A 13,210-nucleotide genomic window follows, 5' to 3' on the forward strand; every position below is an offset into this window, starting at 1 on the left:
CAGTGGGGATCGTCGCTGGTAGTGGCTGCGGCGGGCGCGGTATCGATGTCGACGTCGCCAGTGCGACCAGCGCATCCCGTGGCCGACGGTGCAGGCCGGTGTGAGAATCAGCGTGGTGAACGAAGCCCCTGGCCGATGATTTGTCTTGCGACAGAACAAATCTCAGAAACCAAGGGCTTCGATGAACAATGTGCATGACGCCGATGGGGCCCGGTGCACTCGGGGAACTGTCGGCATTGCGGCAGGAGTTCTATCGATGCCCGACCGCACGGGCGGATGTGGTGTTCGGGCTGGCGGATTCGGTGGTGCGCGGACGGCCCGGTGCCGTACGGCCATCCCGGGACCATCAGATGCGGCGACCCGGCGACCTGGGACGAGCCGACGGTGACCACCACGACCGAGACGCGCCTCTACGGGCCGGCCACCGCTAGATCATGGAATCGCTTGCACCCCAGTCCGGCTCACTGCTCGTCCCGGGTTGCGCAGTCTGGGCCATTGCCGGTGATCGAGGGCCCCGTGATCCGCCTCGACGTCGCACGGTTGCCCAGCGCGCAATCCCGAAACCGGTGTGGCTGTGGCACTCCCGCGTCGATCTCGACGCCGCCGCGGTCGACCTGCTGTGGCAGGCGTTCCTTCGCCGGTTCGATATCGAGCACGCCTTCCGCATGCTCGAGCAGACCCTCGGCTGGACCAGCCTCAAACCCCGCGACCCGACCGCTGGACCTGGCTACTACCGGCCGCCTACACCCAGCTCCGCCTCGCCCGCGACCTCACCACCGACCTGAAGCGGCCGCCGGAGAAACACGCTGCCCCGCAACGACTTACACCGGCTCGCGTCCGGCGGGGGGTTTCGACACCTACGTGGGAAAACCACCTGCCCCGCCAGTGCACCGAAACCCTCCCGACCCGGACCCGGTAGACCCCCAGGACACCCCAACCGGCATCCCGCACCCCGCCAGGAAGCATCCAAACCCGCCGCGTCGCGACCTCACCGCACGGGTAACTCAAGCTAGTTGCTGTGGTGTTCAGGTATCGCGGATGGTGAGTTCCGGCCAGAAGATGACAATGTGTTCGCCGGATCGGCTCATCGACGTCGAGTAGCAGAGTGATCGGTGCGCCACGGCTGGTCAGCCATCGCGCCGCGGCTACTCGGCGGTGTCCGCAAGCGATAACCGCGGGACCGGTGCGGCGAGTAGCTGATCGGTGTCGTAGGTGAGCATTGCGTTGTGCAGGCCGGAGTGGGACTCACGCCGCGTTGCGGATGAACTCCAGAATCAGCGGCAGATCGGCTGTGGTCAGAGGCCGCGCCGGCGCACCGGACAAATCCTTCTCGATCAGCGACCGAATGTAGGCGGACTGCGTGAGACCGAGTTCCTGGGCCCGAGCCTTGCACGCACGATCAACGGTCGCGGGCAGCTTGACGGAGCGAGGAATCAGTGTTTCGCCCGTATCCACGCCATGGTGGACCGCAGGCAATTCCTGTGCCTGATCGGTATGGAAGATCAGCCGCTGGGTGAGCGCGGTGATCTCTGCAGGGGTCATGTTCTCGAAGTCAGTCACGGCGGGACTCCCATCTTTCGAAATCGGCGACAAGCTCGGGCGTCGGTCGAAATGCGTTGACGATATAGATGTCCTTGCCGTCAACGCGGGCCAAGATCACCAAGGGTTGGCCGTCATCGGCTCTACCAACCAATATCGAAGCTTTGATGCCGGTGGCATCGTCGACCGCGGGCATGAACCAGATCTGCCGCTGGCCGGCCAGCCACGCACTGAGCATGTCGTACACATCGTCGATCTCGATACCGGACTGGGCAAGCAGATGCGCCAATCCCCAATACCATGTAATCGCCACAGCTGAGACTACTACAGACTACGACAGACTTCGACGGTGGATTTCGGGACCATGGCGGCTGCGCATCCACGGCATGCTGCGCCCTGGTCGATATGGTCATGGAGGATGTCCGGCCAGGATCGGAGATAGACCCAGACCCACCGCATCCTGACCTAGCGCTCAACGAAGATCGGCGGGAGGACGCACGGGGTGGGCGCATCGCCACCACCGCCGAGGTGTCTCGACAGGGCGTGGTTCATGCCCTTGACGTCGAACAGTCATGCAAAGGAACCGGTGGGGCGGCCCACCGCCCTTCAGATCTATTTCGTCACATTGACGAAATAGTCGGTCGAGGTGGCCTGACCGCAGCCTCGTCTCCGACGAGGATTCTCGGCGAAGAAATTCGAAAACCGACACGCTGAAGCACTGACGGGCCTTGTCTGGGTCCGTGACGCTGCCTCCGACCCGAGCCCCGTGCATCGAGGCCGAGTTGAACCATCCGGCAACGTCAGCGGGCCACCCCTGCCGCCCCAGAGCATCCCGTGGAGGCTTCCGCTGGGCAGCATCCTGTCACTCGTATCCCGGTGGCCCGCGGTACATGCCACCCACCCCACCCGGTCACTGTCCGTCTCCTCGGCACCCGCTCCCCCTGCGGCACAGTCGCCGGTGTCGGTTGCGCCGCCGATGGTGTGCGCCCCGACCGACGACGCCGAACTGAAGGCGATTGCATATGCAGTGTGTCGGAGCGCGGGGCCCATTCCGACCGCGGCCGGCATGCACGCAGCGGTGAGAGGACCGGACTCACACCGGTTCCGGGTGTGGGTCCTACATCGGCTGGACGGCGCGGACGATGAGCATGCGCTGGGGGCTGGGGCAGATGAGGCTGTCCCATGGGAGGGAGAGGGATTCGGTGTTGTCGGGTGGGTAGACGCGCAGGGTGTTGGTGCGCAGGGCGGCGCAGGCGTTGACCTGTGTGGGGTAGGTGATGAATTCGAATTGGGCGGTGCCGTTGGGGGCGAGGGTGACGGGGACCGGTTTCGGGGCTTGGGGGCCCTGGTCGCGGTCGGCGGGTTCGCCGACCGGATCGCCTGCCGCGTCGAGGGTTTGGGAGACGCCGGGGAATCCCTGCAGGACACAGCTGGTCGAACTGACGTTGATGAATCTCAGGAACCAGTCCCCTCCCACGGGGCCGCCGACTCCCTTGTCCAGGACCAGCTGGGAGGTGGCGCACTTCGCGGGTGTGGTGCCGCCCTTACGCCCGCGAACGACACCGATACTCCCCCGTAATCAGCTGCGGTCCAGCATAATTCACCGGAACAGGCCGGAATTCCCTGTTCCGGCCCACCTTCGTCGCGGCGTTGACACTTCGCCGCGGTTTCCCATGCCACAGGAATTGGGGCCCCGACCCGGTCCTGTCGGTCGCCCCCGGCGGAGCCTGCTGCTCCCCCGGTGTGCGGGCGACGCGCAAGACCGAATTTTCGCGACTCGATCGAATCAATACTTGATTGATTCAAGAAAAAGGGGCAGACTTCGGGTTGTGCCCACGCCCACGGATTTCGAGCGCATGTTGCGCGGGGCCGCATTGCGTGTGACCGCACCGCGGCTGGCGGTGCTGACCGCGGTGCACACTCACCCGCACTCGGATACGGACTCGATCCTCGGGTTCGTGCGCGAGACGCTGGGCGGGGTTTCGCATCAGGCGGTGTACGACGTATTGAAGGCTCTGACCAGTGCAGGGCTGATTCGCCGGATTCAGCCGATGGGGTCCGTGGCGTTGTACGAGACGCGCGTCGGGGACAACCATCACCATGTGGTGTGCCGGTCGTGCGGCGTGATCGCCGATGTCGATTGCGCCGTGGGCGACGCGCCCTGCCTGACCGCCTCCGACGACAACGGTTTCGCGCTCGACGAGGCCGAGGTCATCTACTGGGGCCTGTGCCCCGAATGCTCCAAAACTGCTGCGACACAAGACAAGTAGCGGCCACAATCGTGGCCGACAGCCCGATGATCACTCACTGAAAGGACACACCGTGCCTGATGAACACCCGCCCATCGGTGAAGCCAATACCGAACCCGCCGGTGGCTGCCCCGTCGCACACGGCCGGCTCAACGACCCGGCCGAGGGCGGTAACGCCAACCGTCAGTGGTGGCCCAACCAGCTGAACCTGAGCATCCTGCAGAAGAACCCGGCCGTCGCCAACCCCATGGACGAGGGTTACGACTACGCCGCCGAGTTCAAGACCCTGGACCTGGCCGCGGTCAAGCAGGACATCGTCGAGGTCATGCGGACCTCGCAGGACTGGTGGCCGGCCGATTTCGGCCACTACGGCCCGTTCTTCATCCGCATGTCCTGGCACGCCGCGGGCACCTACCGCATCAACGACGGCCGCGGTGGAGCCGGTGCCGGCATGCAGCGGTTCGCTCCGCTGAACTCGTGGCCCGACAACGCCTCCCTCGACAAGGCGCGGCGTCTGCTGTGGCCGGTGAAGAAGAAGTACGGCAAGAAGCTGTCGTGGGCCGACCTCATCGTCTACGCCGGCAATGTCGCCCTCGAGGACATGGGCTTCCAGACGTTCGGCTTCGGTGGCGGCCGCGTCGACCAGTGGGAGCCCGAGCAGGACGTGTACTGGGGTCCGGAGACCGAGTGGCTCGGCGACGCCCGCTACACCGGCGAGCGTGACCTCGAGAACCCGCTCGCCGCGGTCCAGATGGGTCTGATCTACGTCAATCCCGAAGGCCCCAACGGCAACCCGGATCCGCTGGCCGCGGCCGTCGACATCCGCGAGACCTTCCGCCGGATGGCCATGAACGACGTCGAAACCGCGGCGCTCATCGTGGGTGGCCACACCTTCGGTAAGACCCACGGTGCGGGCCCGGCCGACAATGTCGGTCCCGAGCCCGAGGCCGCCCCGCTCGAGCAGCAGGGCCTGGGCTGGAAGTCCACGTTCGGCACCGGTGTCGGCAAGGACGCCATCACCTCCGGCATCGAGGTCACCTGGACCCCGACCCCGACCAAGTGGGACAACTCCTTCCTGGAGACCCTCTACGGCTACGAGTGGGAGCTGTCCGCCTCGCCCGCCGGTGCGCACCAGTATGTCGCCAAGAACGCCGAGGAGATCATCCCCGACGCGTTCGACGGGTCCAAGAAGCACCCGCCGACCATGCTGACCACCGATCTGTCGCTGCGGATCGACCCGGTCTACGAGCAGATCACTCGCCGCTGGCTCGACCACCCCGAAGAGCTGGCCGAGGAGTTCGCCAAGGCCTGGTACAAGCTGATCCACCGTGACATGGGTCCCAAGGTCCGCTACCTGGGCCCCGAGGTGCCGGCCGAGACCCTGCTGTGGCAGGACCCGATCCCGGCCGTCGAGCATGAGCTCGTCGACGCCGCCGATGTCGCGACGCTGAAGGCCAAGATCGCGGAGTCGGGTCTGACGGTGGCGCAGCTGGTGTCGACCGCGTGGGCGGCGGCCTCGTCGTTCCGCGGTTCGGACATGCGCGGCGGTGCCAACGGTGGCCGCATCCGCCTGCAGCCGCAGGCCGGGTGGGAGGTCAACCAGCCCGACGAGCTGGCGCAGGTCATCCGGGTGCTCGAGGGCATCCAGGAGTCCTTCGGCAAGCCGGTCTCCTTCGCCGACCTGGTGGTGCTGGCCGGTAACGTCGGCGTCGAGCAGGGCGCCAAGGCCGCCGGTTTCGATGTCGAGGTGCCGTTCCGCGCGGGCCGTGGCGACGCCACTCAGGAGCTGACCGACGTGGAGTCCTTCTCCGCGCTCGAGCCGGCCGCCGATGGTTTCCGCAACTATGTCGGCAAGGGCACCCGCATCCCGGCGGAGTACCTGCTGCTCGACAAGGCCAACCTGCTGACTCTGTCGGCGCCGGAGATGACCGTCCTCGTCGGTGGTCTGCGCGTGCTGGGTGCGAACCACCAGGGTTCGCAGCTGGGCGTGTTCACCGACAAGCCGGGCGCGCTCACCACGGACTTCTTCGTGAACCTGCTCGACATGTCCACCAAGTGGGGCCCGTCGTCCGCCGATGACGGCACCTACGAGGGCAAGGACCGCGCCACCGGCAAGACCGTGTGGACCGGTTCCCGCGTCGACCTGGTGTTCGGCTCGAACTCGCAGCTGCGGGCCCTGGCCGAGGTGTACGCCGAGGACGACTCCAAGCAGAAGTTCGTCAACGACTTCGTGGCCGCCTGGACCAAGGTCATGGAGCTGGACCGCTTCGACCTGGCGTGATGACGACCGTCTGAACCAGTAGGACGATGCCCCCGAACCGACCGGTTCGGGGGCATCGTGCGTTTCGGCGACCGGCGAAGCAGGCTAACCGGCGGACGTCTCGGTGCGGACGCGACCGAGGAAGCGGCGGGAGATGTCGGTGCCATCGTGGTTGTAGGCGTTCATCAGGTCGGTCAGTTCCTCGACCAGCGCACGCAGCGCCGGAGTGTCGAAGCTGTCGGGGCCGGTGGCCCACCCGGGTGGGATATTGCCGACCGTGATGAGAATGCCTGCGTCGTAAGGGGTTTCAACGGTGTAGGTGAGCCGGTCGGGGGCATCGCGCAGGGCGCTGCGGGTAGCGAGGTCGCCATCGCCGTCGGGGAGGGCGAGAATCCGGGCCAGGGCGATGTCCTCGCCGATCATGTCGGCGATGCGGGACAGGCTCGCGTGTCGGCCGGGACGATCGTGGCGCGCACCGTAGGTGCGGTCTGCGGTCCGGTGCGCTTCCCCGCCGGTCTTGCTCAGCAACCGGTCCAGCATGCGCTGCGCGGCCGCCCGCTCCGCCTGCCCGGTACGCGGATGCTCGATGAGACCGCGCAGCCGCTGGATTCGGCCCATCGTCGCCGTAGCCATGCTCTCCCCTTCCGACGCTGTCGACCCCCGATCATGCCAGCGGCAGCAACCGTAAAGCCAGGCGCGGGCACAGCCGCACCGCATCGCGAGCGGCGGGCAGATCCGCGCGCTCGAGCACCGGATCGCGGTGATCGCGGGTCAGCGGGAACCCCCAGTCGTCGCGGGCGAAGGTGCCGGGCAGCAGTTCACTGCACACGCCCCGGCCGTCGCAGCGGGTCCAATCGATGTGCAGGCGAAGCGGTTCGCTCATCGCAATGCTCCTGTCCGGGCCGGCGCAGCCGCTATACAGTGACCGCGCCGATGCCGAGCCACCTCGTCGGCGAACACCTCCAGCGCCGACCGCACCATGCGCGCAGTCCCGTCGGGGTGATGGCAGGCTCCCCTGCCCTCGACCAGCCGGGCCACCCGTGCGATCTCGGCGGGATCGCCGACTCCGTCGACCAGCTGCTCGAATCGGGTTGCAAGGGTGGGCAACCCGTTGCGGCACGGACCACACTGCCCGGCACTCTGAGCGGCGAGGTAGCCGGCGATCTCGGCGGTGACACGCAACCCGCACTCACCGTGAGGCAGTACCCGGACCACCCCCGCGCCCGGGACGGCATGCAGATGCCGTAGACCCTGCGCCGACAACGCGGCTCCGGGCAGGGCCGACCCGGAAATCCAGGTGCCATGCCAGCCGCCGATCAGCACCGCACGCACCCGGGCCGGGTCGGTGCCGCCGAGACCGGCGACCACCTCCGGCAACTCGGCACCGGCCGCTACCTCGAAAACACCCGCGATTCTGGTCCCCGACAAGCTGATCAGCATCGTGCCCGGCTCCTCCCGGACACCGACCGAACGGAACCACGACGGGCCGTGCCGGGCGATCAACGCCATCTGGGCCAGCGTCTCGACATTGTGAACCAGCGTCGGGCGACCACCCACGCCCGAGCGGGACGTGGAGACCACCTGATCGGCCGGGAGCGCCTCGCGTCCGGACAGGCGATTCACGACCGCCGACTTCTCCCCCGCCAGGAAAGTGTCGGCGGCAGCGGTCAGTTCGATCACCGGTTCGCGGTACCCGGCCATCCGCCGTTCCGCCAGCGCCCGCCGCAGCGGTTCCAGCACCGCCTCCGGCGCATGGACCCGACAGTCGCGGCTCCCGACCGCGGCCGCCGCCGCGACCAGGCCGTCCAGCACCAGATGCGGTGCGCGAGTGAGCAACACGGCATCCTTGTGGCTGTCGGGCTCCCCCTCCGCACCATTGGCGACCACGATCGGGCGACGCCCGCCGGCCACCGCCGCCAGCTTGCGCGCCACCGGGAACCCCGCGCCGCCGCGCCCGCGCAGCCCCGAGGCCGCCACCGCATCGATCAGCTCCCGTGTGACAGCGGGCAACCGCCCATGCGTGGCCTCGTGGGCAGCCAGGTCAGCCCTCGGCGCGGCCAGCAGCCTGCGCACCGCCACCGCGCGGCGGCGCCCCCATTCGACGCCGTTCATCGGGCCACCTGCCCGGCCGCCACACCGATCTCGGTGAATCCCCGGCTGATCCGCCAGCCCGCCGCGGCCACCACCGCGACCGCACAGGCCACCAGCACCGCCGCCAGCCACGGCCGGAACACATCGGTCCCGGCCCCGAGCGCGTGGATCAGCGCCACCGGCCACAGCGCATACGTCGCCCAGTGCACGGCGCGAAACACATGCGGCCCGATCCGATGCCGCAACAGACCCGACACCGTCACCGCGGCGAGCAGATCCACGGCCACCGTGCCGAACCCGACCCACATCGGCCGATACGCCCCGCCGAACGGCACCACCACGTCCACCAGCCGCAACTGCGCCCACGGATCGGCCAGCAAGCTCGCCACATGCCCGGCCACCAACCCGACCGCGGTCAACGCCGCGCCGCGATGAAACACCGCCATCCCGGCCCGCGGCAACACGATGACCCGCCCCGATCGCGCGACGATACCGGCCACCACCGCCACCGTCAGCACCACCAGCGCCATGACCCCCGTCCCCCGCCCGAACGCCCACAACGCCTCGTCGAACCCCGCCTGCCCCATCAGCATTCACCGCCCCGGGACGCCCGCGTCGGCCAGTTCACGATTCGATTCCGTCGGTTCATGATTCGGTTCCGTTCTCCCCGGTTCCGGGCTCGTCGTCACCGGACGCGGCCCGTGGCCACCCACACAAGGTGATGACCTCACCGTCACGACTCACCAGCCGCGACGGAAGACCACTGCCACGCAACCCCGTCAGCGCGTCACGGCCACGAACGACGGTCGCCGTAGCGGCGATATTGGCGGCCAGGCAGGACCCGGCGGCGACCGACACCGTCCGCCACACCGGATCGGCGGCGACTCCGGTGCGCGGGTCGACGATGTGATGCACCAGCCTGCCGCCCCGCCACCAGCGTCGGCGCAGCGTGCTCGACGTGGCCAGTGCCGCACCCGCGGGAAGGGCTATGCGAGAACGAGGTTCACCGGGGCGATCCTCGACCAACACCTGCCAGCCGTCCGCCGGGGCGGGGCCCGCGGTGGCGATGTCACCGCCCAGACTCACCAGCACGCCACAGCCCAGCCGATCGGCGACCAGCTGCGCGCAATGGTCGGCGGCAAGCGCTTTCGCGGTCGCGCCCAGATCGAGCAGCACCCCGGCGGGCACGCTCACCAGATCGCCATCCAACCTGACATGCGTCCAGTCCGGACGGACTGTGAGTACCACGGGCACCCGCAGCCCATCAGGCCCCTGGCCACGCCCGCCGACTCCGGTCTCACCCCCGGTGGCCCCCGGCGTCACCTGCATTGCCACACCACCGTCCCCGTGATGGCCTTCCAGCGGCACGTTGCCAGGTACGCCAGGACGCTCGGTCCGGCCGCCCAGCCCGGAGAGACCTACTTCGTGACTGGTGACCGCGCCCTCGACGTCACGGATCGCGGTGTGCGAATCAGACTTCCGCGCGCCCGCGTCCGGATGGTCCGCGGCCACCCGGGCGCCCGAGCCCGGGAGCAGCAGGGTGAAGTCACGGTCGTAACCCAGGGCAATCAGCGAGGTACCGATCGTGGGATCGAGATCTCCGTTGGTCTCGCGGGCGGCTGCGAGCGCGGCATTCAGATGTCCGGCAAGCAGCGCACCGATGCGCACCGGCTGCCCGGCGGCCCGCGCCAGGCGGCTGATCTCGGAGTCGGGACGGAACCGGCTGCAGGCGGCGTCGACCTCGGCGAGGTGGGCGCGGATCAGGGTGCGCGCCGGGCGCAGCGCCGCCGGGTCGGTGACGACCACGCGCGCGGTGGTGCTCCACACCGGCCATTCGGACGAGGCCATGCGGTCGAGGGCGGCGATCACGAGCCGCTCGATCCGGCATGGACGCGACCGGTACCCGAGCGCAGCGCCGGCGTGGGGGCAGTGGTGGCGTTCGCTGGAGTCCCGCCGGAGGCCGCAGTGGCATCCGGGGTGACGGATTGGGTTGCGCTGCCGCCGCTCTGGAGACTGGCGTGGTTGTCGACGTAGGCCAGCGCGGTCGCGGTGAGCGTGCCCGCCGCGGTCACGGCGAGCAGGGTCGCGGTTGCGGTGCGCCCGGCCCGCAGACTCGGATGTGACGGCATGCTGACTCCTGTTCGCTCGGATCACCCGGTGCTCCCGGCATGGGCTCGAACCTCAGCATGCGAACCGGCACTGTGAGAGCGCTGTGAAGCAGGGCCCTGGATGCTGCGAATACGCCGGGAGCCGACGCTGCCCTGTCCTGGCTGTTCTTGTTGTTGTTCGCCATATGCAAACACCGTCTGTACATGCACATGTCTGCATGTGGGCATTCATCATTGGGCCGACCTGGGCGGCTGCCGCCTAACCTGCGGCGACGACCGCGGCGAGCCGCTCGATATCGGCGGGCAGCACCCGGCAGCATCCACCGACGATGGCCGCACCCAGCCCCGCCCACTCCCCCGCCAGGCCGGCCGGGAACCGCGCCTCCCCCGTCCAGCACCGCCGCACGGCGTCCCACGTCTCCCCGCTGTTCGGATAGACGATCACCGGCTTCCCCGTCACCTCCCGGGCCAGAGCGATCGCCGCCGCGACATCGTCCGGCGCACAGCAGTTCACCCCCACCGCAACGATCTCCGGAACTCCGGCGGCGATCGCGAACGCGTCCCGCAGCGGCTGCCCGGCCCGGGTCCGGTCGCCGTCGATGGTGTAGCTCAGCCAGGCGGGCACACCACTGCCGTCGAGCAGCCCGGCCAGCGCCTCCGCCTCGTCGATATCCGGAATCGTCTCCAGCGCAAGCACATCCGCCCCGGAATCAGCGAGCACTGCCAGCCGCGGCAGGTGCCAGCGCTTCAGCTCGGTCAGGGAAAGCCCGTAGCGGCCACGGTATTCGGAACCGTCGGCCAGGGCCGCACCGTAGGGGCCGATCGAGGCGGCGATCCAGCGTTCACGGCCGTCGTCGATCTCGTCCCGCGCCGTGCGCGCGAGCTCGACACTGCGCCGCAGCAACCGGGCGGTCTGCTCACGATCGATCCCGCGCGCCGCGAATCCCCCGAACGAGGCCTGGTAACTCGCGGTGGTCGCTATGACCGCGCCGGCCCGGAAGAACGCGGTGTGCACGGCTCGGATCTCGTCGGGCGCGTCCACGAGCAGTCGCGCCGACCACAGCGCGTCGGACAGATCGTGCCCGCGCGCTTCGAGCGCGGTCGCCACTCCACCGTCGGTGACCGTCACCTCGCCCACCGGGATTCCGAACTCCGCCATCGGCCTCCAAAATGAAACCTGTTCTACTGTGGGTCGCGTGGATGTCACCTATGAGAACACCCGACGCGAAATCGCCACCGACAAGGGCGTCCTGCGCTACCACGAGGCCGGCGACGGTCCTCCCCTGATTCTGCTGCACGGCTCCGGAATCGGCGTCAACGGCTGGCGCAACTTCCGCGACAACCTCGGCTTCTACGCCGACCACTTCCACTGCTACGTCCTGGAATTCCCGGGCTTCGGCGTCAGCGACCCGGTCCCCGGGCACCCGGTCCTCACCGCCGTCGACTCCGTCGCCCGCTTCATGGACGCGCTGAACATCGACTCCGCAGCCATGATCGGCAACTCGATGGGCGGCGTCGTCGCGGTGAATGTCGCCATGCACCACCCGCAGCGGGTCGAGAAGATCGTCGCCATCGGCGGTGTCGGCCACAGCCTGCTGGCCGCCAACCCCAGCGAGGGCACCCGCCTGCTGTCGGAATTCGCCGACCACCCCAGCCGCGAGGGCCTGGAGCGCTGGCTGCGCTGCATGATCTACGACTCCAAGATGATCACCGACAGCATCATCGAGGAACGCTGGGCCGCCGCGACCGAACCAGCGGCCCAGGCCAGCCTCCGGGCCATGTACGGATCCGAAGCGCTTGCGCTGCAACAGCAGTTCCTGGACAACTCCCCCACCCCGCCCTACTGGTCCATGCTGCACAAGATCAAGAGCCCGGTGCTGATGACCTGGGGCGCCGACGACCGCCAATGCCCCACCGATATGGCGCTCATCCCGCTGCGGCAGATCCCCAACGCCGAGCTGCACGTGTTCCCCAAGTGCGGACACTGGGTGATGTACGAGGCCAAGGAGGCCTTCGAACGCGTCACCCTCGAATTCCTGCACCGCTGAACAGGATTCCCGGGTGGGCTCACCGGCCCACCCGGGCGGCGGGTCAGCGGCCGCCGAACACCGCCGACTGGCAGGCGTTCAGCAGCGTCACCAGCTCCTCGCCCTCCTTCTCGTCGAGGACCGCGAACGCGGGCGCGATCAGATCCTCGGTGATCGACTCCGCCTGCATCCAACGGCCCTTCAGCTCCGCGGTGATCTCGTCGAATGGCTCCGGCCAGCCGAAATTGCGGGCCTGATCCGGTCCCGCCTTCAGCGGCGAGCCCGCGATCAGCACCGCCTGCAACGGGGTCAGCCCACTACCCAGCACACCGACAAGGTGCAGGCCGCCACGCAATTCCCGCAGTACATGGATCAGCTGCAGCACCAGGCCCGGCGAGTCCTCGGCCTGCGGCAGGGCACGCCAGCCCGCGAACAGCGGCGCGCCCACCGGATTCGCGGCCGCCACCACCCGCTGTAGCAGCTCGGCCAGGCGCCCGGAGTCCTCCAAGGAGGCCAGCTTCCGGCGGCCGAAGTCCTGGCACGCCGTCAGATATCCCTCGGCGCCTGCCGCGGCCGGAGTCGAGGCCGTGGCCTCCCATGCCTCCCGGATCGCCTCGGGACGGAAGAAACCGAAGGCCGCGGTCACCACATCGGCGTCCACATCACCCAGGACGCCGGCGCGACCGCGGGTGTAGCCGGGCATGAAGCCGGGGACACCGGTGCTGTCGGCGAAGGCTCGGGCTTCCCGGGAGAACATGAATCCCCCACCGATCTGCTGGATCTGATCCTTCACCGCGGACGCTACCGACATGTCCGTTCCTCTCTGAGCGGAAAGCGCAATCGATCCGAGACTATTTCAGGCCGCCGACCGGCCGCACACGGGCCACCCGAATGCGACCGGGAGAGCACTCCGCGCACCAAACCGACTGTCCTGAA

The 13,210-nt window shown here is 68.5% G+C and carries 15 protein-coding genes; 4 read left to right on the plus strand and 11 right to left on the minus strand.

The genetic code is table 11. The features are described 5' to 3' along the window. The first annotated feature begins 434 nt into the window (after positions 1–434). Entirely contained in the window at positions 435–785 is a 351-nt protein-coding gene (locus ACIRRA_RS30165; protein ID WP_402775036.1) for a hypothetical protein, read from the plus strand. 460 nt (positions 786–1,245) lie between these two features. On the opposite strand, the gene ACIRRA_RS30170 is transcribed toward ACIRRA_RS30165, so the two are convergent. The 3 genes from ACIRRA_RS30170 to ACIRRA_RS30180 form a co-directional block, all read right to left on the minus strand. Continuing rightward, a complete protein-coding gene (locus ACIRRA_RS30170; protein ID WP_402775039.1) occupies positions 1,246–1,560 on the minus strand; it encodes a hypothetical protein in 315 nt (104 codons plus the stop codon). Continuing rightward, complete coding sequence (locus tag ACIRRA_RS30175) at positions 1,553–1,852, minus strand: hypothetical protein (protein ID WP_402775041.1); 300 nt, start codon at positions 1,850–1,852, stop codon at positions 1,553–1,555. The genes ACIRRA_RS30170 and ACIRRA_RS30175 overlap by 8 nt, the downstream gene beginning before the upstream one ends. Before the next feature lie 804 nt (positions 1,853–2,656). Next, complete coding sequence (locus ACIRRA_RS30180; protein WP_402775250.1) at positions 2,657–3,106, minus strand: DUF4232 domain-containing protein; 450 nt, start codon at positions 3,104–3,106, stop codon at positions 2,657–2,659. A gap of 289 nt (positions 3,107–3,395) precedes the next feature. Between ACIRRA_RS30180 and ACIRRA_RS30185 the strand changes: the two genes are divergently transcribed. Beyond that, complete coding sequence (locus tag ACIRRA_RS30185) at positions 3,396–3,809, plus strand: Fur family transcriptional regulator (RefSeq protein WP_402775253.1); 414 nt, start codon at positions 3,396–3,398, stop codon at positions 3,807–3,809. Between the two features lie 52 nt (positions 3,810–3,861). Next, positions 3,862–6,069, plus strand: coding sequence for a catalase/peroxidase HPI (katG, locus tag ACIRRA_RS30190; RefSeq protein WP_402775043.1), 2,208 nt, complete (start codon positions 3,862–3,864; stop codon positions 6,067–6,069). An 84-nt stretch (positions 6,070–6,153) separates the two neighbouring features. On the opposite strand, the gene ACIRRA_RS30195 is transcribed toward katG, so the two are convergent. The 7 genes from ACIRRA_RS30195 to mmuM form a co-directional block, all read right to left on the minus strand. Next, positions 6,154–6,681 carry a hypothetical protein gene (locus ACIRRA_RS30195; RefSeq protein ID WP_402775045.1) on the minus strand — a complete coding sequence of 176 codons (528 nt, stop codon included), beginning with the start codon at positions 6,679–6,681 and terminating at the stop codon, positions 6,154–6,156. Positions 6,682–6,712: 31 nt separating this feature from the next. After that, positions 6,713–6,931: a ferredoxin gene (locus tag ACIRRA_RS30200; RefSeq protein WP_379380697.1), complete on the minus strand. Its 219-nt coding sequence runs from the start codon at positions 6,929–6,931 to the stop codon at positions 6,713–6,715. Next, entirely contained in the window at positions 6,928–8,160 is a 1,233-nt protein-coding gene (locus tag ACIRRA_RS30205) for an NADH-ubiquinone oxidoreductase-F iron-sulfur binding region domain-containing protein (protein WP_402775048.1), read from the minus strand. Before ACIRRA_RS30205 ends, ACIRRA_RS30200 begins: the two co-directional genes overlap by 4 nt. Beyond that, positions 8,157–8,726, minus strand: coding sequence for an iron reductase (locus ACIRRA_RS30210; protein ID WP_402775050.1), 570 nt, complete (start codon positions 8,724–8,726; stop codon positions 8,157–8,159). Before ACIRRA_RS30210 ends, ACIRRA_RS30205 begins: the two co-directional genes overlap by 4 nt. Positions 8,727–8,784: 58 nt before the next feature. Next, entirely contained in the window at positions 8,785–10,008 is a 1,224-nt protein-coding gene (locus tag ACIRRA_RS30215; RefSeq protein ID WP_402775053.1) for an FAD:protein FMN transferase, read from the minus strand. Continuing rightward, positions 10,005–10,268 (minus strand): hypothetical protein, encoded by a 264-nt coding sequence (locus ACIRRA_RS30220; protein ID WP_402775056.1) that lies wholly within the window; start codon positions 10,266–10,268, stop codon positions 10,005–10,007. The genes ACIRRA_RS30215 and ACIRRA_RS30220 overlap by 4 nt, the downstream gene beginning before the upstream one ends. 238 nt (positions 10,269–10,506) lie before the next feature. Continuing rightward, the gene (mmuM, locus tag ACIRRA_RS30225) at positions 10,507–11,406 is read right to left on the minus strand and encodes a homocysteine S-methyltransferase (RefSeq protein ID WP_402775059.1); all 900 of its coding nucleotides are present in this window, start codon (positions 11,404–11,406) and stop codon (positions 10,507–10,509) included. Between the two features lie 37 nt (positions 11,407–11,443). Here mmuM and ACIRRA_RS30230 point away from each other — a divergent pair, with 37 nt between their 5' ends. Next, the gene (locus ACIRRA_RS30230) at positions 11,444–12,295 is read left to right on the plus strand and encodes an alpha/beta fold hydrolase (protein ID WP_402775062.1); all 852 of its coding nucleotides are present in this window, start codon (positions 11,444–11,446) and stop codon (positions 12,293–12,295) included. Between the two features lie 43 nt (positions 12,296–12,338). Here the strand turns inward: ACIRRA_RS30230 and ACIRRA_RS30235 are convergent, their stop codons facing one another. After that, positions 12,339–13,085 carry a hypothetical protein gene (locus ACIRRA_RS30235; RefSeq protein ID WP_402775064.1) on the minus strand — a complete coding sequence of 249 codons (747 nt, stop codon included), beginning with the start codon at positions 13,083–13,085 and terminating at the stop codon, positions 12,339–12,341. Positions 13,086–13,210: the final 125 nt, after the last annotated feature.

The sequence above is a fragment of the Nocardia sp. NPDC101769 genome (genome assembly GCF_044766925.1).
Classification (GTDB): domain Bacteria; phylum Actinomycetota; class Actinomycetes; order Mycobacteriales; family Mycobacteriaceae; genus Nocardia.

Excerpts from the sequence above, each read along its gene's own strand:
- ACIRRA_RS30235 (WP_402775064.1), bottom strand. The coding sequence starts at position 13,085 with ATGTCGGTAGCGTCCGCGGTGAAGGATCAGATCCAGCAGATCGGTGGG.
- ACIRRA_RS30205 (WP_402775048.1), bottom strand. The coding sequence starts at position 8,160 with ATGAACGGCGTCGAATGGGGGCGCCGCCGCGCGGTGGCGGTGCGCAGG.
- mmuM (WP_402775059.1), bottom strand. The coding sequence starts at position 11,406 with ATGGCGGAGTTCGGAATCCCGGTGGGCGAGGTGACGGTCACCGACGGT.
- ACIRRA_RS30185 (WP_402775253.1), top strand. The coding sequence starts at position 3,396 with ATGTTGCGCGGGGCCGCATTGCGTGTGACCGCACCGCGGCTGGCGGTG.
- ACIRRA_RS30210 (WP_402775050.1), bottom strand. The coding sequence starts at position 8,726 with ATGGGGCAGGCGGGGTTCGACGAGGCGTTGTGGGCGTTCGGGCGGGGG.
- ACIRRA_RS30165 (WP_402775036.1), top strand. The coding sequence starts at position 435 with ATGGAATCGCTTGCACCCCAGTCCGGCTCACTGCTCGTCCCGGGTTGC.
- ACIRRA_RS30200 (WP_379380697.1), bottom strand. The coding sequence starts at position 6,931 with ATGAGCGAACCGCTTCGCCTGCACATCGATTGGACCCGCTGCGACGGC.
- ACIRRA_RS30195 (WP_402775045.1), bottom strand. The coding sequence starts at position 6,681 with ATGGCTACGGCGACGATGGGCCGAATCCAGCGGCTGCGCGGTCTCATC.
- ACIRRA_RS30220 (WP_402775056.1), bottom strand. The coding sequence starts at position 10,268 with ATGCCGTCACATCCGAGTCTGCGGGCCGGGCGCACCGCAACCGCGACC.